Origin of the sequence: Rhodococcus pyridinivorans (assembly GCF_900105195.1) — a bacterium.
GTDB classification, from domain to species: domain Bacteria; phylum Actinomycetota; class Actinomycetes; order Mycobacteriales; family Mycobacteriaceae; genus Rhodococcus; species Rhodococcus pyridinivorans.
On the sequence record NZ_FNRX01000002.1, the window covers coordinates 180,699 to 203,125 of the forward strand.

17 protein-coding genes are annotated in these 22,427 nt (G+C 68.4%); 4 read left to right on the forward strand and 13 right to left on the reverse strand.

All coding sequences use genetic code 11. The features are described from left to right. Positions 1-19: 19 nt before the first annotated feature. The 9 genes from BLV31_RS01470 to BLV31_RS01510 form a co-directional block, all read right to left on the reverse strand. Entirely contained in the window at positions 20-1,936 is a 1,917-nt protein-coding gene (locus BLV31_RS01470; RefSeq protein WP_064061846.1) for an alpha/beta hydrolase-fold protein, read from the reverse strand. Positions 1,937-2,194: 258 nt separating this feature from the next. Next, positions 2,195-3,205, reverse strand: coding sequence for an alpha/beta hydrolase (locus BLV31_RS01475; RefSeq protein WP_006553442.1), 1,011 nt, complete (start codon positions 3,203-3,205; stop codon positions 2,195-2,197). 267 nt (positions 3,206-3,472) lie between these two features. Next, positions 3,473-5,419, reverse strand: coding sequence for an arabinofuranosyltransferase AftB family protein (locus BLV31_RS01480; protein WP_081263520.1), 1,947 nt, complete (start codon positions 5,417-5,419; stop codon positions 3,473-3,475). Between the two features lie 4 nt (positions 5,420-5,423). Continuing rightward, entirely contained in the window at positions 5,424-6,329 is a 906-nt protein-coding gene (locus BLV31_RS01485; protein WP_006553440.1) for a decaprenyl-phosphate phosphoribosyltransferase, read from the reverse strand. Next, positions 6,326-6,823 (reverse strand): phosphatase PAP2 family protein, encoded by a 498-nt coding sequence (locus BLV31_RS01490; RefSeq protein ID WP_024102673.1) that lies wholly within the window; start codon positions 6,821-6,823, stop codon positions 6,326-6,328. The genes BLV31_RS01485 and BLV31_RS01490 overlap by 4 nt, the downstream gene beginning before the upstream one ends. Positions 6,824-6,869: 46 nt before the next feature. Continuing rightward, a complete protein-coding gene (locus tag BLV31_RS01495) occupies positions 6,870-8,807 on the reverse strand; it encodes a glycosyltransferase (RefSeq protein ID WP_006553438.1) in 1,938 nt (645 codons plus the stop codon). Further along, positions 8,804-10,024 (reverse strand): UDP-galactopyranose mutase, encoded by a 1,221-nt coding sequence (gene glf, locus BLV31_RS01500; protein ID WP_006553437.1) that lies wholly within the window; start codon positions 10,022-10,024, stop codon positions 8,804-8,806. The genes BLV31_RS01495 and glf overlap by 4 nt, the downstream gene beginning before the upstream one ends. A 72-nt stretch (positions 10,025-10,096) precedes the next feature. Beyond that, a complete protein-coding gene (locus BLV31_RS01505) occupies positions 10,097-10,849 on the reverse strand; it encodes a MerR family transcriptional regulator (RefSeq protein ID WP_081263519.1) in 753 nt (250 codons plus the stop codon). Between the two features lie 141 nt (positions 10,850-10,990). Further along, the gene (locus tag BLV31_RS01510) at positions 10,991-12,550 is read right to left on the reverse strand and encodes a SpoIID/LytB domain-containing protein (RefSeq protein ID WP_006553435.1); all 1,560 of its coding nucleotides are present in this window, start codon (positions 12,548-12,550) and stop codon (positions 10,991-10,993) included. A gap of 273 nt (positions 12,551-12,823) precedes the next feature. On the opposite strand from BLV31_RS01510, the gene BLV31_RS01515 reads away from it, so the two are divergent. Continuing rightward, positions 12,824-14,998, forward strand: coding sequence for an N-acetylmuramoyl-L-alanine amidase (locus BLV31_RS01515; protein WP_072740469.1), 2,175 nt, complete (start codon positions 12,824-12,826; stop codon positions 14,996-14,998). Between the two features lie 25 nt (positions 14,999-15,023). Here the strand turns inward: BLV31_RS01515 and BLV31_RS01520 are convergent, their stop codons facing one another. Continuing rightward, positions 15,024-15,977: an HAD family hydrolase gene (locus BLV31_RS01520; RefSeq protein WP_231412381.1), complete on the reverse strand. Its 954-nt coding sequence runs from the start codon at positions 15,975-15,977 to the stop codon at positions 15,024-15,026. Next, on the reverse strand, positions 15,940-16,755 hold the full coding sequence (locus BLV31_RS01525; protein ID WP_006553432.1) for a lysophospholipid acyltransferase family protein: 816 nt from the start codon (positions 16,753-16,755) through the stop codon (positions 15,940-15,942). The genes BLV31_RS01520 and BLV31_RS01525 overlap by 38 nt, the downstream gene beginning before the upstream one ends. Positions 16,756-16,818: 63 nt before the next feature. On the opposite strand from BLV31_RS01525, the gene BLV31_RS01530 reads away from it, so the two are divergent. Beyond that, on the forward strand, positions 16,819-17,631 hold the full coding sequence (locus tag BLV31_RS01530; RefSeq protein ID WP_064060537.1) for a hypothetical protein: 813 nt from the start codon (positions 16,819-16,821) through the stop codon (positions 17,629-17,631). Positions 17,632-17,683: 52 nt separating this feature from the next. Continuing rightward, positions 17,684-19,267, forward strand: a complete 1,584-nt coding sequence (locus BLV31_RS01535) for a Rieske 2Fe-2S domain-containing protein (RefSeq protein ID WP_064060538.1) — start codon at positions 17,684-17,686, stop codon at positions 19,265-19,267. Between the two features lie 14 nt (positions 19,268-19,281). Here BLV31_RS01535 and BLV31_RS01540 read toward each other — a convergent pair whose 3' ends face one another. After that, positions 19,282-20,484 carry an MFS transporter gene (locus BLV31_RS01540; protein WP_064060539.1) on the reverse strand — a complete coding sequence of 401 codons (1,203 nt, stop codon included), beginning with the start codon at positions 20,482-20,484 and terminating at the stop codon, positions 19,282-19,284. A gap of 92 nt (positions 20,485-20,576) precedes the next feature. On the opposite strand from BLV31_RS01540, the gene BLV31_RS01545 reads away from it, so the two are divergent. Further along, positions 20,577-21,077 carry a PaaI family thioesterase gene (locus BLV31_RS01545; RefSeq protein WP_006553428.1) on the forward strand — a complete coding sequence of 167 codons (501 nt, stop codon included), beginning with the start codon at positions 20,577-20,579 and terminating at the stop codon, positions 21,075-21,077. 3 nt (positions 21,078-21,080) lie between these two features. On the opposite strand, the gene BLV31_RS01550 is transcribed toward BLV31_RS01545, so the two are convergent. Further along, positions 21,081-22,427 carry a glutamate-1-semialdehyde 2,1-aminomutase gene (locus BLV31_RS01550; RefSeq protein ID WP_064060540.1) on the reverse strand — a complete coding sequence of 449 codons (1,347 nt, stop codon included), beginning with the start codon at positions 22,425-22,427 and terminating at the stop codon, positions 21,081-21,083.

Sequence of the window (22,427 nt, forward strand, 5' to 3'; positions counted from 1 at the left end):
CGACCCTGCTGTCGTTCGGTTACGGCTGCAGCTTCACTTCGTCGCCGTCGAGGGTGATGAAGCCGTTCTGAAAGTTCTGCTGGACACCCTTGCCGTCCACGGCCGGGAACTCGTCGCTGATCGGCAGGCCCAGACGTCCTTCGGCACCCTTCTCGGCGAGCCACGCCTCGAGGATCTTGCCGCGGACCGGCCAGGCACCGGTGAGCGGGCTCCAGTAGATGTTGCCGTGCTGGAACTCGTTGAAGCGACCGTCACGCCCTGCGGGCTGCTCGCTGGCCGTCGGGTAGCCCAGGACTCCCGTCTCGTAGCCGAGCTGGGAGTACTTGTCGAGGATCATGCCCTGCACGCCGTGGGCGCCGGTGTCCTCGCTCCAATACATGGCGCCGATCTCGAAGCCCTGGACCGCGCCGCGGCCGTCGGGGGTCGCCGCCTCGTCGAGGATCGGGTAGCCGAGCGGTCCGCCCTCCCAGCCCTGGTTCTTCCATTCCTCGAAGATCTTTCCGCGGACCGCGTGGGCGCCGTGCTCGGGCGTCCAGTAGATCGCGCCGTTCCGGAAATGGTTGAACCGTCCGCGTCCGTCGGGTGCGACGCGTTCCTCGGTGGTCGGATAGCCGAGCTGCCCGGCCGGACCGCCGACACCCTGGTAGGCGCCGCCGATCGCACCCCCGACCGGCACCGTCGTGCCGTCGGACGAGAAGACGCGGCCGAAGCGGAAGTCCTGCACCTTGCCACCGGCGACGTCGTATTCACCGGTGAGGCAGTCGCCGAGCCAACCGTTCACGTTCGCCACATCGCCGAAGGCGCCGGTGGGGTTGCACTCGGGCTTGTCGACCTCGACCCCGAGGGTGTTGGCGAGCTGCGGCCACAGCTGGTGCAGTTCGAACTCCCAGTACTTCCACGTGTGGGTGCCCGACGGCCGGTACACGATCTGGGCGGGGATGCCCTGCTTCTCGAGCTTCGTCGCGAACGCCTGCGAGGTGAGGCGCGAGAGGATCTCGAGGCCCATGCCGGCGTAGTTGGTGCTGACCCCGGGGATGCCCGACGGATCGTCGTGGGGGCCGGTGGTGCCGCTGCCGCTCGAGACGTACAGGCTCACGCCCTTGAGCTTGTCGGCGAGCAGGTAGGGATCGTGCGACTCCCAGCCCTCGGAGCCGGGCGCACCCCACATCGCCTCGGAGTCGAAACCACCGGCGTCCTGCATCGCGTAGTGGATGGCCTCGGGCATGCCGAGGGTGGTCGTGGTGAGGATGCCGGACAACGACGCCGCGAACTGCGCGAAGCCCGGGTTGCGGGCGGGTAGGAACATCGCGGCGGTACCGCCCATCGACAGGCCGACGACGCCACGCTTGTCGGTGGTACGCCAGTCGCGTTCGAGCAGCGGAGGGAGTTCCTTCGTCAGGAAGGTCTCCCACTTGTAGTTCTGTCCGTTGTTCTGATCGATCCAGTCGGAGTAGAAGCTCGACTGGCCGCCCACCGGCAGCACGACGTTGACGTTCTTGTCGGCGAAGAAGGCCTCCGCATCGGTCTCGAGCGTCCACCCGTTCTCGTCGTCGCGCGCGCGCATGCCGTCGAGCATGAACACCGACGGGAACTTCGCGTCGGGCTTGCTGTTCCAGTCGCGCGCGAGCAGCAGCTGCACCTGGATCGGCGTCCCCATCGACGGCGAGTCGATCCACAGAGCGACGCGGCGATCGGTGAGCCAATCGACAGAGCGGACGGTCGCACCGGCAGTGCTCGTCGGGCCGGACTGGGCGATGAGCGGATCGGCGGTAGCCACCGAGACGGTGGTCAGACCTGCGGCGACGGGCGCGACGAGGGCTGCGGCGATCAGTGCGAGCGCACGGGATCTTCTGCGCCGCGCACCCGCGACGCGAGCCGCTCTCCTGCTCGGCCCCGTCCGTCGCTCACCGTGCTCGAGCTCAGTTCGCATCTGCATCGCTCACTTTCTGCGTTGCCGGATTTCCTGCCGAAGTGCGGCTTCGGGTGGACCGCGACGGCGGCAGTGGCAGGGCGCCCGGCTGGGTATGCCGACTCGGAATACCGGAGTCCCGGATGTTGTTTCTACACCGGCGGCACCCGGAATCGCGGGTGCCGCGCTGTGACAGGTGAGAAAATTGTTGCAGAAAGTTACGACGCCGCCCTCTCACCGGATCGGTGAGCGGGCGGCGTCGTTGCTAGCAGTGCGTACCGGAGATCAGAACGCGTTCAGCGCCTCGAGGATCTGCGGGCGTGCCTTCCACAGCTGATCCTCCCAGTACTTCCATGCGTGCGTGCCGCGCGCCGGGAAGTCGAAGGTAGCCGGGATGCCGAGCGTCGCCAGCTTGAGCTGGAACGCGCGGGTCTGGGCGAGGGACAGCGCCTCGAGCGCCATGCCGTTGGCGGTGTTGTAGTAGCCGACGAAGCCCTGCGGGTTGTCGTGCTCACCGGGCAGACCGCTGGCGGCCGAGATGTACAGCGACAGACCCTCGAGCTTCGGAGCGAAGACGAACGGGTCGTTGCGCAGCCACGCCGGGCTCCACGGCGGGCCCCACATCGAGTCGACGTTGAACCGGCCGGCGTCGAGCATCGCCACGCGGATGGCCTCACGCATGCCGGGAGCCGACAGGTTCAGGTAGCCGGACAACGACGACGCGAACTTGAACTGGTCGCGGTGGTAGGCGGCCAGGGTCAGGGCGGCGGAACCGCCCATCGACAGGCCGAGAATGCCGTTGTTGTTGCGCGACACGCCACGGGTGGCGAGATAGTCGGGCAGCTGCTCCGTCAGGAACGTCTCCCACTTGTAGGTGATGTCCTGGCCGTTCAGGTTGGACGGCGCGTACCAGTCGGTGTAGAAGCTCGACTGTCCGCCGACCGGCATGATCAGGCTGACGTTGTCGTTCGCGAACTGCTGCAGGGCGTTCGTCTCGAACGTCCAGGCGTTCGCGTCGTCCCGAGCGCGCAGGCCGTCGAGCATGTAGAGCGCCGCGTCGCCACCGCGCGCAGCCCACTGGATCTGAACCTTGATCGGGCCCATGTCGGACTCGACGAAGACCTCTTCGAAGCCCCCTGCAGGCGCGCGGTGCGAGACCGGCGCTCCCTGCGCCGGCGCGGCGACGGCGGCGGTGGTTCCGACGAGGCCGGCAGCCACGGGGAGGACCAGAGCTGCGGCGGCGGTGCCGAGCAGTCGCCGTCGAAGGCCCTGCCTCAACCTCGGGACAAAACGCATGAACAATGCTCTCTTTCTCGTCTGCGGCGTCCGCGTTCGCGTCCCCCGGATTCCGGCGATGACGACCGCGGAAGGCCGCCCCAAGTCACACTGCGGTCAAAACTGTAAAGGACCGCGTGATCTCTGACAAACCCTGGTTTCAACAGCTCTTGGGCACCTCTTGACCTATAGGTCAAGCACGCGCTGCCGGAATGTTACCTATCCGTGATGCGTCGTGATCCTATCGAGACAGTCGAAGGGGGCCAAGTTGATCTCGGTGTCCGGCCGTCACCCCCGCGGCGGTGGCATCGGCAGGTCACAGCGCTGGATCTCGTACTTCGGCACCCGTTCGATCCGGTACGAGGCGTAGTCGAACGCGTTGCGCAGGTTCCTCTTGAACAGTGCCCACGTGAGTTCGGCGCTCGAGGAATCGATCATCTCCCGGGTCTCGGGACAGGTCAGCGCGGTCTTCGCCATCGCGACCCAGTCCTCGTCGAGATAGCCCGGCATCCACGGATGGACGTCGACCATGCCCGAATCGGCGACCACCCAGTCGGGGAACAGGATCTTGTCATGGCCGATCCGGCCGTCCTCGAGACGCTCGGTGTGCGCGGCGAGCGGGTAGGCCAGGCCCATCTGGTCGACGACCCGCACGTCCAGACCGGTGTTCATGCTGGTCATGCCCAGGTTCAGGAAGAACACCGTGTGCCCGGCACCGCCCGGTGGGATGGGCTCGGGTGGCGGCACGACGTCCCACGCGTCGAAGGAGGGGGTCGGCAGCAACAGCCCGCCGTTCGGGGTGTTCGCGATGGCCTCGACCATGGCCCGCATACGTGGGTAGTCGAGATAGTCCTCGGCCAGGATGGGATGCAGATGCCCGGTGTTGAGGGCGTAGAAGGCGCGCTCGTCGACGATGCCGGATCGGCCCACCACGGCGCCCTCGGTCATGCCGGTCGTGTTGGCCGCGGCGGCCGTCCACACGACGGTGCCCAGCCACAGCACGGCCAACGCACCCGCGACCTGCGTCGGCCGGTTGTTGCCGAGCTCCGCCCGGTCCGGGATCCGCAGCGGGACGACGGCGACGGGCAGGAGCAGGCAGAACAGCGGCGGCAGGAGGACGCGGCCGTGCATGAAGTCGCCGCCCACACGCAGCGAGTACAGCGCGAGCAGCACACCGGAGCCGAGGAACAGCACGACGACGGCGGTCGGCGTGCGCAACAGCTTCTGCGCCCAGGTCAGCATGGCCCGCACGTCGCGCGGATCGGGACGCGCCGCCGCTGCGGTGAGGCCCACCACCTCACGGCTGGTCGCGAGGACGAGCGCGGCGAGGACCGCGAGGACCAGCAGCGGCAGCCACAGCAGGTACGGCGAGACGAGGTTGCCGAGATATTCGAGGCCCTGCGACCACTTGGCACCACCGGCGTCCTTGGCGACCGCGGTGTTGGGATAGGGCAGTCCGTAATAGCCCATGCGCCAGATCTGGTAACCGATCGGGATCATCCCGGCGACCGCGACCATCGCGACCCGGATGCACAGGTCGAGGCCGGGCGCGAGGAACAGCATCGCGAGTGCGAGCACCGCGACCAGCGCGAGTTCGGGTCGCACGAGCGGGCCGAGTCCGGCGACGAACGCCGTGGCGAGGATCTGCCCGGTACCCGGGAGCGATCCGTCCCCTCCCGGCGTGGGGGTCGCCCACCGGGCCATGAGCAGCCACAGCAGGCCGAGCCAGCAGATCACCAGGCAGGACTCGAGGCCCGAGGTGGCGAAGTCGCGGGCCGGGGGCACCGCGATGTAGACGAGGACACCGGCGGGCAGGAGCAGCACGGTGCCCGTGGTGGCGCGCAGTCGCCACCGGTACAGGCGTGCGGCGCCGAGCATGGCGAGGACGATCGCGCCCGTCGACAACACGAGCGCGATCGTGAGCACCACGTATTCGAGGCGGAGGCCGGTGAGCCATCCGCCCGCGTAGACGATGTACGTCCACGCGGTGGAGGTGTTGGCCTCCACACGCTCCCCCGCGTTGAACACCGGCCCGTTGCCGGCGAGGAGGTTGCGCACGGTTCGCAGGACGATGAGACCGTCGTCGGCGATCCAGCGCCGCTCCCACGCTCCCCAGAACATCAGGAACGCGGAGACGACCACACCCGCGGCGAACACACAGCCGGTGAGGCGGTCACGCCGAACGGGCCCGACCGTACTGGACGGTCCGGCCTCGGTGTCGTGGACGCCGTGCACGACGTCAGAAGAGGTAGACAGCACCGCCGACCACCAGGATCCACACCACTGCGAGCAACTGCAGCACCCGGTCCTTCAGGGCGATCTCCTCGGGTTCGCCGGCTTCACCGCCGTCGACGTCGACCGCGTAGCGCAGGATGGCGACGACGAACGGGACCATCGAGATGGCGTACCAGTTGGAACCGGCCACGTTGTCCTGTTCGAACGCCCACAGGCCGTAGCAGAGCACGACCGCCGTCGCCGCGACGGTCCACACGAACCGCAGGTAGGTCTCGGTGTAGTACTCGAGCGACTTGCGGATCTTCGCGCCGGTGCGGGTCGCGAGGCGCAACTCGGCGTACCGTTTGCCGGCCGCCATGAACAGCGACCCGAACGCCATGATCAGCAGGAACCACTGCGACAGCGGGATCTCGGCGGCCACGCCACCGGCGATGGCACGGATCAAGAAGCCCGACGAGACGATGCAGATGTCGAGCACGGCCTGGTGCTTGAGCCCGAAGCAGTACGCGAGCTGGATGCCGATGTACACCGCCATGACGACGGCGAGCTGCCAGTTCGCGATGAACGACAGCGCGATCGAGCCGACGAGCAGCACCGTCGCGAGGATGTACGCGAGTCGCACCGGGAGCACGCCGGCCGCGATGGGCCGGAACCGCTTGGTGGGGTGTGCACGGTCGGCTTCGACATCCATCGCGTCGTTGACGAGGTAGATGCCCGAGGCGGCCATACAGAAGACGAAGAAGGCGAGCGCGACGGGCAGCAGCACGTCGACCTGGGTGACCGAGCCGGCCGCCATCGGGGCCGCGAGCACCAGGACGTTCTTCACCCACTGTCGGGGACGGACCGCCTTGACGATCCCGGCGCCCAGGCTTTTGGGCGCCTCCTTGACGGGCGCCGGTTCCTCGCTCATCGATCTCCCCACTTCGTCTCTGCCCGCGCCACGACGGCCGCGGACGCCGCACCGAGTGCCGCACCCGCCAGTACATCCGTCGGATAGTGCACGCCCAGCACCAGGCGGGACAGCATCATGGGCGGCACGAGCACCGCGGGAAAGGGTAGCCCGGTGGTGCGGGCGAGTAGCACGGCCGCCGCAGTCGTGGACGTCACATGCGACGACGGGAAGCTCAGCCGGCTCGGCGTGGACACGTTGACCTGCACCGTCGGGTCCACCGGCCGCGGACGGCGCACGACCCGCTTGATGACGACGGACGCCGCGTGGGCACCGAACGCGCCGACCGCCACGCTCGCCCACTTGCGGCGACGGGGACGGTCGACGAGGGCGCCGGCGGCGCCGATCGCGATCCAGCCGAGAGCGTGCTCACCGAAGTGCGACATGCCGCGGGCGATCGTCGTCGCTGCGGGTACGGCACCGGCGGTGGCCTGGACGGTCTGCAGCACCCGCACCTCGGTGTCGGTGCTCTTCCAGTGACGTGCAGCCGCAGTGCCGGGGTCAGTTGCCGATTCCGAAGACACGCTCCCACTCCTCCTTGCTGGTCAGGGCGGGAACCGCGTCCCGGTACCGCTTCTTCATCTCGGGGAACCGGCGCGCGAGTTCGCGTCGCAGCCTGAGCGCCTCGGTGAGCAGGGCCTGGGCCTGAGCACGGTCGCGCTTACGGTAGACGACACCCCGACCGTCCGCCGTGGTGACCGTCACGCCGTCGACCTGCGAGAGCAGGAACCACCGCGCGTCGATGGTGGGCACGTTCAGCTGCGGCCGCTCGTGGTGCTCGCGGTTCTCGGGGCGCACGTTGTGCAGCACACCCTTCGCGAGACGCCTGACCTTCGCGACCGCACCCTCGGGCAGTCCGACGGCCCCGACCTCGGCGCCGGATGCCATCGGCAGTTCGGTCGACGACGGCAGCACCACGGCGTCGGGGAAGTTCTTCCGGAGCGCGTGCACCTCGCCGAGGGCACGCGGCAGCAGCTCGAACAGGTTCTCTGGACCGGCGAGGAAGTCCTCGATGGCCTTGTTCTGGATCGCGACCGTCGAGTACTCGAGACACACGAGGTGCTTGATCGTGGCCTTGATTGTGTCGAGCACCATCGGCTTGGCGTCGCCGTGCTGGTGCAGCGCGGCCACGACGAGCCGGTTGCGCAGATGGAAGTACGCCTGCCAGTCGATGGCGTCGTCCTTGTCGCTCCACGCCATGTGCCAGATCGCGGCGCCGGGCATCGTCACCGTGGGGTAGCCGGCGTCCCGTGCCCGCAGGCCGTACTCGGCGTCGTCCCATTTGATGAACAGCGGCAGGGGCTGGCCGATCTCCTCCGCGACGACGCGCGGGATCATGCACATCCACCAGCCGTTGAAGTCGACGTCGATGCGTCGGTGCAGGAGCTTCGAGTTCTCCCGGTCGCGCAGCGGCTTGGTGGAGAAGTCGTGGTCGTACTCGACGTTCGGCGCGGCACCCCACATGAAGTTCGAGCGGTGGATGACCTCGCCCATGGTGTGCAGGTGGCTGCGTTCCTGCAGGTTGAGCATCTGCCCGCCGACGAGCATGGGCTTCTTCGCGAATCGCGACAGGGCGAGCGCGCGCAGGATCGAGTCGGGTTCGATCTCGATGTCGTCGTCCATGAACAGGATGTACGGGCTGGAAGTGGTCTTCAGCGCCTCGTACATGATGCGGCTGTAGCCGCCGGAGCCACCGAGGTTGCCCTGGTCGTGGATGACGAGACGGTCGCCGAAGGGTTCGGCGGCCTCCGCGAAGTCGGCCTCGTCGCGAACCTTGCGGGTGCCCTGGTCGGGGATGATGACGGCGTCGACGACGTCCATCACCAGCGGGTCGGACGCGAGCGCACGCAGCGCCTTCACGCAGTCGGCAGGGCGGTTGAAGGTCGGGATGCCCACTGCGACCGAGGCGTGTCCGGGCGCCTCGACAGGTGCGTACCAGCCGGCGGCGTGCAGCGTGACCTCGCTGTCGGTGGTGACGTCGAACCACAGCCAGCCGCCGTCCTCGAACGGCCCCAGGTCGGCTTCGATCTCGACGACCGTGTCGGACCCGCGGAACTCGCGGCCGGTGACGTGGATGCGGCTCGAGTCGGCCTTGCTGCGGTACAGGTCGACGCGGCCGTGGCCGGTGAGTTCGAGTCGCAGCACCACCGAGCCGAGCGTGCTCCAGCGACGCCAGTAGCTCGCCGGGAAGGCGTTGAAGTAGGTGCACAGCGACACCTCGGACTCGGCGCCGATCGCCAGCGTCGTCCGGCTCGTCGCGTGGGCGCGACGCGCGTTGGTGGGCGACTCCTCGAGGTAGAGCGTGCGCACGTCGAGGGGCTCGCCCGGGCGCGGCAGGATGATGCGCTGCAGCAGCGACCGGCCGAGCAGTTCGTCCTCCGTGGCGGGGGTACTCGCCGCCTCGTGCTTCGCGACGGCCGCGTGCTTCGCGGCGCTCACGAGGCGTCCCCGGCGATGGGCGCTCCCGAGTCGAAATGCGGGGCGAGGACGTTGTCGAACATCGACAGCGCGCTCGCGATCGCCATGTGCATGTCGAGGTACTGGTAGGTGCCGAGCCTGCCACCGAAGAGCACCTTGTTGTCCGCGGCTTCCTTCTTCGCGAGGGAGCGATAGGCGTTGAGTTTCTCGCGGTCCTCGGGGGTGTTGATCGGGTAGTACGGCTCGTCGTCGTTCTCGGCGAAACGCGAGTACTCACGCATGATGACCGTCTTGTCGGTCGGGTAGGTGTCGCGCTCGGGGTGGAAGTGCCGGAACTCGTGGATGCGGGTGTAGGGCACGTCGGCGTCGTTGTAGTTCATGACCGGGGTGCCCTGGAAGTCGCCGGTGGGCAGCACCTCGGTCTCGAAGTCGAGGGTGCGCCATCCGAGCCGGCCCTCGGAGTAGTCGAAGTAGCGGTCGAGCGGGCCGGTGTAGACGACGGGGGCTTCCGGGCTCGCGGCACGGACCTCATCGCGCACCTCGAACCAGTCGGTGTCGAGCCGGACCTCGATCCGCTCGTTCTCCGCCATGTTCTCCAGCCACGCCGTGTACCCGTCGACCGGCAGGCCCTCGTAGGTGTCGTTGAAGTAGCGGTTGTCGAAGGTGTAGCGGACGGGCAGCCGGGCGATGTTGCCGGCGGGCAGTTCCTTCGGGTCGGTCTGCCACTGCTTGGCCGTGTAGTCGCGGACGAACGCCTCGTACAGGGGGCGGCCGATCAGGGAGATCGCCTTCTCCTCGAGGTTCTTCGCCTCGGCGGTGTCGATCTCGGCGGCCTGCTCCTTGATGAGGGCGCGTGCCTCGTCGGGGCTGAAGTACCGGCCGAAGAACTGCGACACCAGTCCGAGACCCATCGGGAACTGGTAGGCCTGGCCCTTGTGCATCGCGAACACGCGATGCTGGTAGCCGGTGAAATCGGTGAACTGGTTCACGTAGTCCCACACCCTCTTGTTGGAGGTGTGGAACAGGTGGGCACCGTACTTGTGGATCTCGATTCCGGTTTCCGGTTCGGGCTCGGAGTATGCGTTGCCACCGAGGTGGTGGCGACGCTCGATCACGAGCACTCGCTTGCCGAGCTGCGTGGCCGCGCGCTCGGCGATCGTCAGTCCGAAGAATCCGGAGCCGACGACGATCAGGTCGTACTCACCGGTGGAGGGCTGGGGCGCTGATGCAGCAGTCACGGGAGACCAGGGTATGCGACTCCGTCGCGGAGGTGCCCTCTCGGTCCGGGCGGACCGAGAGGGCCGTCACACTCACACGTAGTAGGTGAGCGCGTCACGGACGAATTCGGCGCCCTCCCGTCCTCCGTAGTTCGCCGCGAAACGCTCGTCCTCGACGTACATGTCGGCGAGACCGAGCACGTACTCCCGCGGACTGCCCGCCGCAGTGCCGCCTCCCGGGGTGCCCGGAATCGACGACAGCCAGGCGACGTGCCGCCGCGCGAGGTCCTGCGCTTCGGGGCCCGCCGGGTCGAGACCGGCCCGGGCCGCCGCGATCCAGTCATGGTTCAGCTGCTCGACCTGCTTCATCCAGTCGTGCCTGGCGGCGTCGTCCATGCCCCGCCACCAACGATCGCCCGAGTCGTAGGCGTCCGTGCCCCACCGTTCGATGACCTCGTCCCGGTACTGCGTGTGGTCGAACCCGTCGAACACTTCGTCTGCCACGAGTTCCTCCCCTCTCTCCGTCTTCGCCAAGGTGGTGCGCACCGCCGCGATACGGCGGTCCAACTGCCGGCGCTCGTGTTCGAGCAGGTCGAGGTGGGTGCGCAGTGCGCTCGCGGTGTCGTCGTGACCGGCGAGCACGTCGCGGATGGCGGGCAGGGCCAGTCCCAGATCGCGGAGCAGCAGGATGCGCTGGAGACGCACGAGTGCGTCCTCGTCGTAGAACCGCATGCCGTTGCTGCCGGTGCGGCTCGGATGCAGCACCCCCACGTCGCCGTAGTGCCGCAGTGTGCGGCTGGTGACACCGGCGGCGCGTGCCAGTTGCTGGATCGACCATTCCCGCACGTGCCCACCTCCTTCTTTCCGGCTACGCCCAGCGTGCATCTTGACGTTGCGTCAATGTCAACCATCGTCGTCGCGGTGCCGGAACGCCACCGGCCGGCCGCCCTGTTCGGGGCGACCGGCCGGTCGAGATGTGCCGTCGGGTTACTCGGCGCTACCCGTGCTCGGGAACCAGTCCTTCAGGAAGCTCGCGTCGATGACCTGAGCACCGAGGTCCGGTGTCCACACGATCGCGCCGCCGGTGAAGATCCGGAACTTGCCGATCTCGTCGGGCAGCATCAGCTCGGGGCCGATGGGCGAGCCGAGCACGCTGTCGACGCCGCCGAGGTCCAGATAGGCCTGCTCGATGGGCGAGGTGCCGGTGCCGCTGCCGAAGGGATCGGTGCCGGTTTCGGGGCCGGGTTCGGGTGCCGGAGTGATCTCCGGGGCGTCCTCGTCGATGCCTTCCTTGACGGTGAACCAGTCGGAACGCAGTCCCAGCTTGGTCCGTGCCTCGGCGCCCGTCGTTTCGATGGTGCGGTCGGAGCCGACCACGCGGACCCGGGTCACGCGACCGCCTTCGGGTCCGAGATTGTTGCGGGAGAGCACCTCGAATGCCTGGAGGTCGCCGACGCCGAACTTGCTGCCGATCTCGGCCGCGGTGAAGGTCTTGGCCCATTCGCGGTTCGGGGCGACCTTGTCACCCTCGTCCTCGACGGGCGGGAAGGTGCCGCCGGCCGAGTAGCCGCCGGTGGAGGCGGAGAACTCGCTGCGCACGACCTCGCCGTCCTTCATCAGGACGGTTCCGCGGGTGGTGCGCACACCGTCGTCCGTGCGCGGATCCTCGACGCCCGACCCGCCGTAGACCTGACAGTCCGTGGTGTCGCAGGTCTGCCACTTCTCGTGGCGCTTCTCGGCGAGGGCGTAGGACCGCGCGGCGATGGCCTGCGCCCGCAGCGCCTCGGCACCACCGGTGTCGGCCCAGGCGGGCAGCGCCTCGGCGGGGACCACGCTGCGCAGGTAGTCCTCGACGTGGAGGCGGTTGACGGTGCGCGGGGCGGTGCCGTCGAGCACCACACCGAGGGCACCGCGGTAGGTCTTGTCGTCCGAGCACATCGTGAGGTGCTCGTTCGCGGGACGGTCCTCGGCGAGGTCGATCGGGTCCACCCACGGCAGGTCGGTGGCTGCCTGCCACAGCACGTCGCCGCTGCAGCCCTCGGTGACGACGACGTTCGCGCCGCCGTCCGGGGTGGGTGTCAGGTGCGCGGCCTCGCCGGGCGCGAGTTGCTTACCGGCGACGACCATGCCGGTGTCGGAGTAGACGTCGAGGGTGTGGTCGTCGCGCGCCATGAGACGGACCGCGATCATCGCGTCGTCGACCGTGCCGAGTTCGGTGCCGCCGTAGTAGTGGCCGATGATCCGCTCGGCGGTCCACCCGTCCTGGGCGTAGCCGTAGGCACCCCACTGCCCCATGCCACGACCGTGGCCGTGACCGAAGCCACTGAACGTGAAGGGCGTGTCGGCCGAAACCGCTTGCACGACACCTGGTGCCGCCTGGTTGCTCTGGACGAGCGCGCCCACGCCGGCTCCGACGAGCAGCGCGGGAGCGACCCCGATCGCGGCGGCACGGGCGACGGAGGGACGCCATCCGTTGCGCAGCGGCCTGCCGAGGATGATGCGCCGCCTCCGGATCTTGCCTCTGCGCCCGATGGACTGTCGTGACATGACGTTGCTCCCTCGTTGTCGCTGTAGGCGCGAACTCGTGATCCGCGATATCGGACAATTTCGACCGATCCTCAAGCTCAGGTTGAGGCTTAAGGTTTGCTGCGTCTAGTGTGACAAGAGTGACGGAGCTAGGCAACAAATGTCACAGAAGCAACACAAGAATCACGAGTTACAGAACTTTCGTGTCCGAACCGGGCCACGGAAGCGACACGTAAGGGACGATCCGAAGTCGGAACCGTCCGCTGGAGCACCAACGACAGGGAGTAGCAAACAGTGCCGCATCGCCGCCCCAAGCCGTCGATCGTCCTGGGTGCCGTCGCCGCCCTGGCCGTCGCGACGCCCTTCGCCGTCACCGGGCTGACCAGCACCGCTCCCGAGATCCGGAATGCCAACGACACCGTCGAGGCAGTGGCACCCGATATCGCGGAAGTCGTGCTTGCCTCGGTGCCCGACCTGATCATCCCGCTCGAGGAGCTCACCGGTCTCAACCTGCCGGACCTCAGCCTGAAGGAGATCGTCGACGGGCTCCCGCAGATCACGACTGCTCCCGACCCGAACGGCGGACTCGTCCAGCGCGTCGGTGCGACCGTCAAGGAACTCACCCGCGACACCCCGTTCAGCCTCGTCGCGCTCGCCGCCGAGGACGTCGCCGCCACCGACGCGCTCATCCGCGCGCAGCAGGACGACGGCAGCTGGGGTCCCTGGACCGCGACCGAGCCGATCGAGACGCGCGCCGACGACGCCACCAGCGAGGGACGCACGGGCACGGAGCCGATCTACGTCGGTGCCACCCGTGCGGTGCAGGTGCTGCTGACGCCGCGTCCCGGCCCCGAACCGAATCTCGCCGGCGCGGAGGCCCCGCCGGCACCCGAAGCTCCCGCTCCCGCTCCCGAGGCACCCGCCCCGGAGGCACCCGCCCCGGAGGCACCGGCGCCCGAAGCTCCTGCTCCTGCAGCCCCGGCGGAGGCCCCGGTCCCCGCCGACGAGGCACCCGCGCCGGTCGCTGCACCCGCAGCCGATGCACCCGACCTCGGATACGTGCCCGCGTCCTCGTCCAAGCCGCTGCGCGAGAACCCGCTGCAGGCGGCCGCCGAAGCGGTCAGTGCCGTGCTCATCTCGCCCGGCAGCAGCGAAGCGGACGCGCGACTCGAGGACATCGCGAGCCCGCTCGGTAACTCCGGCCTGAAGGTGATCACCCGCCAGCAGTGGGGCGCCGACGAGTCGATGCGCTGCCAGACCCCGACCTACGACGACTCCCTCGGTGGCGCGACCGTGCACCACACCGCGGGCAGCAACAACTACTCGAAGGCCGAATCGGCCGAGATCGTGCGCGCGATCTACGCGTACCACGCACGCACGCTCGGCTGGTGCGACATCGGATACAACACCCTCGTCGACAAGTACGGCCAGATCTTCGAGGGTCGCGCCGGTGGTCTCGACCGCAACGTCCAGGGCGCACACGCGGGTGGATTCAACGAGAACACCCACGGCATCGCGATGATGGGCGACTTCTCGACCCAGGCCCCGCCGCAGGCCGCGGTGGAGTCGGTCGGCAAGTTCCTCGGCTGGCGTCTGGCCCGCGCGGGACTGAACCCCAAGGGCCGCACCACGATGTACTCCGAGGGCACATCGTTCACCCCCTACCCGCAGGGTGCGGCGGTGGATCTGCCGATCATCTTCGCGCACCGCGACGTGGGCAACACCAGCTGCCCGGGTGATGCCGGCTACTCGCAGATGGGCAAGATCCGCGATATCGCCGTCGCTGCGGCAAAGGGCGGTGGCGGTGGCACTGCCCCGCAGCCCTCGAACCCGTCGCCGTCGAACCCGCAACCCTCGAACCCGCAACCCTCGAACCCGTCGCCGTCCAATCCGTCGCCGTCCAATCCGTCGCCGAACGTGCCGGACATCAACGTCGGAGCGCTCGCCTCGGGCTCGGCCGACACCGCCGAAGGTGTCGTCGACGAGCTGATCCGCCTCAGCGGTCACCCGCTGGTCCAGAAGTGGCTCGCCGAGGGCGGCGAACTCGGACGGCTCGGACAGGCGGTGACCTCGATCCTTCCCGCGGTCAAGAGCGGTTTCGAACGAGTGAATTTCGTCAACGGGGCCATCTACACGTCACCGAACGGCGGCACGTGGACGGTACTCGGCGAGATCTACAAGGCGTGGGAGAAGAACGGACTCGACGCTGGTGAGCTGGGGTTGCCCACCAGCGACGAGTACCGGGTGCCGGACGGTTGGCGTTCGGACTTCGAGTTCGGCTCGCTGATCTTCAACGAGGTCACGGGTGTCGTCACCAAGGTGCTGCGCGCCTACGACGACGCCTACGACCAGGCGATGCAGGATCAGCCGGCCGACGTCGCAGGACCCGCACCCGAGGGTGCTCCTGCGCCCGGACCCGAACCGGCACCTGTGCCGGAACCGGCACCCGAACCGGCGCCCGCGGGCTGACCCGCAGCGCACCGGTAGGAACGAGTCACCGCCACCACCGTTCGAGAACGCGGGCCACCCCGTCCTCGACGTTGGTGGCGGTGACTTCGTCTGCGACCGACTTCGCGTCCGGATGCGCGTTCTCCATCGCCACACCGTGACGCGCTACCGACAGCATCGGGATGTCGTTGGGCATGTCGCCGAAGGCCACGAGATTCTCGTGGGAGACACCCAGTAGCCGGGCCATCTCCTGGAGACCGGAAGCCTTCGTGACCCCCGCCGCGGAGATCTCGATGAGCCCGTGGGTCGTCGAATAGGTCACGTCGACCAGCCCGTGCAGTTTCGGCACGAGAGCCTCCGCCATCTCCCGGCTGGTCGCGCCGGGGAGCCGGACGAGCAACTTGATGGCGGGCTCACTGATCACCTCGTGCTCGGCGAGTTCGGTGTTGTCCGGATTCAGCCAGGCATGTTCGTAACCGGGAGCGCTGACGAACTGCGGCGTCGCCGCGTCGTGGGCCCGATCCCCCACCCGCTCCGCGGCCAGACCGCAACCGGGAAGCACCGACGAGGCCACCTCGGCGAGCCACGCCAGTTCGTCGACCTCGAGCACCGCGGCGCTGAGCACACGGTCGGTGGAACTGTCGTAGAGCACGGCACCGTTCGCGCACACCGCCATGGGCGCGTAGCCCAGCTCTTCGACGACCGGCGCGATCCAGCGCGGCGGGCGGCCGGTGGCCAGGACGAACGGAACACCGGAGTCGACCACCGCATGTACCGCGGCGCGGGTCCGATCGGACACCTTCTCGGTGTCGTCGATCAGGGTGCCGTCCACGTCCGTAGCCACCAATCCGGGACGCACCGCGTCCGTGGAAGCAGGACGCACCGCGTCCGTGGAAGCAGGACGCACCGCGTCCGTGATGTGGTCCCGATACGGCTCTCGACTCGACTGTGCGTTCACTCCGTCATTGTGCCGAAGTACCGCGGTCGCCGCCTGCGTCATCGTTGCCGCTACCGGCAGCACCTTCACGGGCGGCACGTTCCCGGGCCTTCCGGGCGCGACGCTCGGCGGCCGCGGCCTCGTCCAGGGCGGTCGCCTCCTCGAGGGTCGGCGCGGATCCGCCCAGGCGGCGGGGCACCCAGTAGGCACCGTCCTCGTGGATGTAACCGTCCTGGACCCGGTGAAGCATCTTCTCCATGGTCGCGTGGAGCTGCGCGGTCATCTCCGCTGCCGGCTCGAACGGATGGATGGGGGCGCCCACCTCGATGGTGATCGGGGTGTTCGTACGTCCGAGCCGCTTCGGGTGGCCCTTCGTCCACACCCGCTGCGACCCCCAGATGACCATGGGGACCACCGGGACACCGGCTTCGTTCGCCATCCGTGCCGCGCCGGACCGGAACGCCTTGAGTTCGAAGCTGCGGCTGATCGTCTCCTCCGGGAAGACACCCACGAGCTGACCGGCACGCAGCGCCTCCACGGCGAGTCGGTAGGACTCGCCGGCGTCGCCGCGGTCGACGGGGATGTGCTTCATCGCGCGCATCATGGGGCCGGAGATCTTGTGGTCGAAGACTTCCTTCTTCGCCATGAAGCGGATGTACCGCTTGGTGACCCGGGCGGGGATCCCGGCGTAGGTGAAGTCCATGTAGCCGGTGTGGTTGATCGCGATGACCGCACCACCCGTCGCCGGGATGTTCTCCGCCCCGGTGATCGCGAACTTCAGCCCTTGCGCTGCGAAGAGCGTGCGGGCGACACCGATGATGGTCCGATAGAAGGGTTCCACGCCGGTCAGCCTAGCGGGGCCCGGTGGAGGAACGACCGTGATCATCGTCGAAAGGCCACTACTGTGCGCACCCTCGCCCGAAAGCCCGACGTACTCGCATTCGCCGGCCTCGCCGTCGCCGTGGTCCTCACCGTCGCCGGTTGCGAGGGCGACGGGCAGTCCGGCATCCCGACCGAGAGCCCGGAACCGACCGCGGCGGAAACCGTCGAGGAGACCACCCCCGCCGCGACGCCCGCGGTGGTCGTCGGGGACGTCCCCGGTAATCCCGCCGCCACCGCGGCGCTGCAGGCATGGACGAACGACCTCGTCGGCGGCATCGATGTGGTGGGCAAGTGCTGGACGATCGCCCCGGAACGGGCCCGGCAGATGTACGCCGACGTCGACGCGATCACCGCCGCGGTGCAGCAGCCGGGCAGGGACGGCCAGTACGCGGTGACGTGGTCGGCCGGTGGCATCGACCTGTCCGTCCTGCGCAGCGAGATCGCGTCCGGCTACGCGTGCCCGTACGTGAACCCGACCGGCGCGCCGGGCTACACCGACGAGGACGCCCGCTACGCCGTCGAACGATTCCTCGGACGGGCGATCGGCGCGCCGGTGGATCCGGACGACACCGAGGAGCGGTACCCACTGGTGTGCGAGGCGCGGGGCACGTGGGATCCCTGGGGCACCGGGAACCCCGGAGTGCCGCCGCTGGCCACCGATCCCGACGTCGTCGGCGACCTCGAATCCTTCGACGCCGCGGCCGCTTCCGTCACCCCGGTCTCGGAGGTGTACACGAATGTGACGATTCCGATCGTCGAGGCCCGTACACCCCGTGACCTGGTGGTCCTGCTCACCACGGGCAGCAACGGGTACTGCCTGGGCGCAGTGGACTGACGGGCGGCGCCTACTCTGGTAGGCGTCGGTCAGCACGTCAGGAGGGTACGAAGTGCAGATCACCAGCGTCGGACACGCCGGTTTCCACATCCAGACCGAAGCGGGGTCCATCCTGTGCGATCCGTGGGTCACGCCCGCGTACTTCGCCTCGTGGGTGCCCTTCCCGGACAACACCGGTCTCGACTGGGACGCTCTCGGCAACGTCGACTACCTGTACGTCTCGCATCTGCACAAGGATCACTTCGATCCCGACACGCTGAGCAAGCACGTCAACAAGGACGCGACCGTCCTGCTGCCCGACTATCCGGTACCGGACCTGCGTCGCGAGCTCGAGAAGCTCGGTTTCTCGAAATTCTTCGAGACCACCGACTCCGTCAAGCACCGGCTGCGGCACGGCACTATCGAGGTCGCTCCGCAAGCTCCGCTCTCGCCGGGCGATCTCGACATCATGATCATCGCGCTGCGTGCGCCGGCCGACGGACCGATCGGCGACTCGGGCCTGATCGTCTCCGACGGTGAGTCGACCGTGTTCAACATGAACGACGCGCGGCCGATCGACATGGACGTCATGCACGAGGCGTTCGGGAAGATCGACATCCACCTGCTGCAGTACTCGGGCGCCATCTGGTACCCGATGGTCTACGACATCCCGAAGAAGACCAAGGCCAACTTCGGCAAGCAGAAGCGCCAGCGCGGCATGGACCGTTGCCGCAGCTACATCGACCAAGTCGACGCGACGTGGATCGTGCCGTCGGCCGGTCCGCCGGTCTTCCTCGACGACGACCTGCGCGACCTCAACGACGACCACGGCGACGAGGGCAACATCTTCCCCGACCAGCAGGTCTTCCTCGAGCAACTGCGCATCCACGGCCGCGAGGGCGGTCTGCTCATGATCCCGGGTTCGGTGGTGGATCTGAAGGGCAGCGAGCCCATGACGCTCACGCACCCGATCCCCGACGAGCAGGTCGAGGCGATCTTCACGAACAAGGCCGCCTACATCGAGGACATGGCGCAGCGCTTCGCTCCGGTGATCGCGGCGCAGAAGGCGGCCTGGGCTCCCGCCGAGGGCGAGCCGCTGCTGCCCGCACTCAAGGCGAAGTTCGAGCCGATCATGGCGCAGTCCGATCTCATCTGCGACGGCATCGGTTACCCGGTGGGTCTGGTGATGGGCGACGAGACCGTGGTGCTCGACTTCCCCAAGCGCGTCGTGCGCGAACCCATCGAGGGAGAAGGCAAGTACCGCTACGGTTTCCGTATCGCTCCCGAGCTCGTGCGCACGGTTCTGCGCGACGACGAGCCCGACTGGGTCAACACGATCTTCCTGTCCACCCGGTTCACGGCCTGGCGCATCGGCGGATACAACGAGTTCCTCTACACCTTCTTCAAGTGCCTGACCGACGAGCGCATCGCGTACGCCGACGGCTGGTTCGCCGAGGCGCACGACGACTCGGCGTCGATCGAGTTGGGCGGCTACGAGATCCAGCGTCGCTGCCCGCACCTGAAGGCCGACCTGTCGAAGTTCGGTGTCGTCGACGGCACCACGCTGACCTGCAACCTGCACGGCTGGCAGTGGGATCTCGAATCGGGCCGCTGCAAGACCTCGAAGGGTCACGAACTGCGCAGCACCAAGCTGTGATCCGCATCCGGTAGTCACCGCTCCCGTTCGGTCCCGGCGGGTCGCGCCGCGGGCAACAGCCTCGGCGCGACCACGCCCAACCCGACCAGCGGGAGCACCGTCACCGCGACCAGCGCCGCCATCGGCAACCACAGCGAGCCGATCGCGTAGGCGGCGAAGACCGCCACCGACAGCACCTCGCTCGTCAGGCCGACGACGGACGAGACGGTCGCGCGGGCACGACCGGACATCGTGTCCTGCAGGCGCGCCTCGGCGACGATCGCCGTGTTGTGCAGCGCGCCGTAGCCCACACCGATCGCCGTGAATCCGGCGATCCCCCCGGCGAGTGCACCACCGGCGATCAGTGCCGATCCGACGATCACGACGGCACCCATGGTGCGGCCGCTCATCGTCGCAGTCCGTCCGGCGGTCGCGGCACCGACCACCTGTCCGACGGCCGTCAGCGCGACCAGCACCGGCACGAATCCGGTCTCCGCTCCCGATTCGCGTGCGAGGAGAGCGAAGTACTCGTCGAAGGCGAGGCAGGCGAGCAGGGCGGCCGCGAGGACGACCGATCGTCGCACCACCCGGTCGGTGCGGATCTCGGACGTTCCCGCGCGCAGCGACGACATGTAGCGGACGAGGACGGTGTCGCCTCTGCCGGCGATCTCATCGGCCTCCTCCACCTTCGGTGCGGCGGGAAGCGTTCCCACGAGCGCGATGTCGACGACGGTGATCGCGACCGACACCCAGCCCACGAGCGCGTAGCCGCCGAGTTCGAACAGCGGTGCCGCCGTGAGGATCGCGACGAAGACACACGTCATCTCACCCGCGTTGGCGTATCCCATGATCGCCGCGTACCGGTGTTCGCACCCGCGCGCGGCGAGTTCGTCGTACACGAGGGCCTCGAAGGTGCCGGATTTCATCGACTCGCTGATGCCCCATAGGACGAAACCGAGCGCGAATCCCCAGTAACCGGGCCACACCAGCCACATCGTGAACGCTGCCGTGAGCAGGGCTCCGCTGCCGAACAGCAGACCGCGACGGGAGACGGTGTCGGCCCACGCACCCGACGGCACCTCGGAGACGAAGGCGACCACCGACCACAGGACGAACAGCGAGGAGATGGAACGGGTGTCGAGACCGTGATCCTCGAACAGCAACGCGTACAGGCCGTAGAGCGGCACGAACTCACGGACGGACGCGTACGCGACCACCCGCGCGGACAGCGAGGTCACCGGATCGGATCAACATCGACGGCGCATGCAACGAGAATGGCACGCCCGGCTCCACATGTCACCCCTCCGGAGGTGGGATACGGTCGGTCATCGTGAGCACGGACGAGCAACAGCAGCGGCAGCGTACCTACACGTGGGAGGACCCGGCACCGACGTCGGCGGCCAACCGCGACATGCACGGACTCGACTTCCTGCGCGGGCTGATGGACGGGACGATCCCGCACCACCCCACCTCCCGCACGCTCGGCTTCACCGTCACCGATGCCGGCGAGGGCTTCGCCGAGGTCACCCTCGAGCCGCAGGAGTTCCACGCCAACGCGGTGGGCAGCATCCACGGCGGCGTGCTCGCTACCCTCTTCGACACCGCGATGGGCTTCTGCGTGTCGAGCACCCTCGAGGCCGGGGTCGGGTACACGACCCTCGACCTGCAGGTCCGCTACGTGCGTCCGGTGCAGACCGGCAAGGGCGTCATCCGTGTGCAGGGCTTCTGCGAGCACACCGGACGTCGCACGGCGACGGCGCGCGGCGAGGCCCGCGACTCCGAGGGCCGCCTGCTCGCGACGGGTTCGACCACCTGCCTGATCCTGCGCTGACCTCTACGGCAGTCGGCGCGGGGCAGCGAAGCGGCGGAGGGCAGGTGCCACCGGCCGTCCGCGCAGGAGACCCCGGACACTCCCGGCGTCGATCGCCTTCCGGTACACCACGAGCGCCGCTTCCACCGCGGCGACCGTGAGGTCGATGTCGTCGTCGGTGTGGGCCGCCGACACGACGAACGACTGGCCCAGGACCCCGCGGTCGAGCAGTTCGGCGAGGAACAGCGTCCGGTACTCCTGCGAGGGCGTCCCGTCGGGTCCTCGCGTCGAGAACACCAGGCAGGACGGTCTGCCCTCGACCCGGACGTATTCGTCGAGTCCCATCTCCGCTGAGAGCGCGTTCACCGCGCTGACCAGGCGCGTTCCGGCGGCCTCCATCCGTTCGATCGGCCGCTCGGTCCCGTACGCGCGTACCACTGCGCGGAAGGCCGCGAGCGACGCCGCTTCCGGTCCGTGGGTGGTCGAGAGCAGGAAGACCCGTTCGGCGTCGGTCCCGAGTCCGCCGAGTTCCATGTACTCGCGGCGACCGGCGAGCGCGGAGATGGGGAATCCGTTCCCCATCGCCTTGCCCCAGCACGACAGGTCGGGCCGCACGCCGTAGACCGACTGCGCCCCGTGCTCCGACCAGCGGAACCCGGTGATCATCTCGTCGAGCACCATGAGCGCACCGTGGCGATCGCACAGCCGGCGCACTCCCTCGAGGAATCCGGGTGCGGGTTCTGTTGTGGCAGTGGCCGCTTCGAGGACGACGCACGCCACGGGGTGCGACGTGAGGGCAGCGTCGAGCGATGCGAGGTCGTTGTAGCGGAAGCGCAGCGTGAGTGATCGCGAACTCTCCGGGATGCCCGCGCTCATCGGCGTGGTGCCGATGAACCAGTCGTCGACGGAGAAGAAGGGGTGGTCGCAGACGGCGATGTGATCGCGCCCCGTGACGGCGCGTGCGAGACGGACCGCCGCGGTGGTGGCGTCGGATCCATTCTTGGCGAACTTGACCATGTCGGCGCCGGGCACGAGCGACAGGAAGTCCTCGGCCGCCTCGACTTCGAGGAGGGTGGGACGGCTGAAATTCGTCCCTCTGCGCACGGCTTCGGTGACGGCGTCGACGACCGGGCGGTAGCCGTGTCCCAGCGTCACCGACCGCAGTCCCATCCCGTATTCGACGTAGCGGTTCCCGTCGACGTCCCACACGTGTGCGCCGTTTCCGTGGGTGAGGACCGGCGTCATGTGTTCGGGATACTGGTCCGGACCACGGGCGTAGGTGTGGGCACCTCCGGGCACGAGTTCGTGGAGGCGCCGCTGGAGGTGGGCGGACCTGTCGAATTTCTCTGATAGGTCGACGGATTCGGTCAT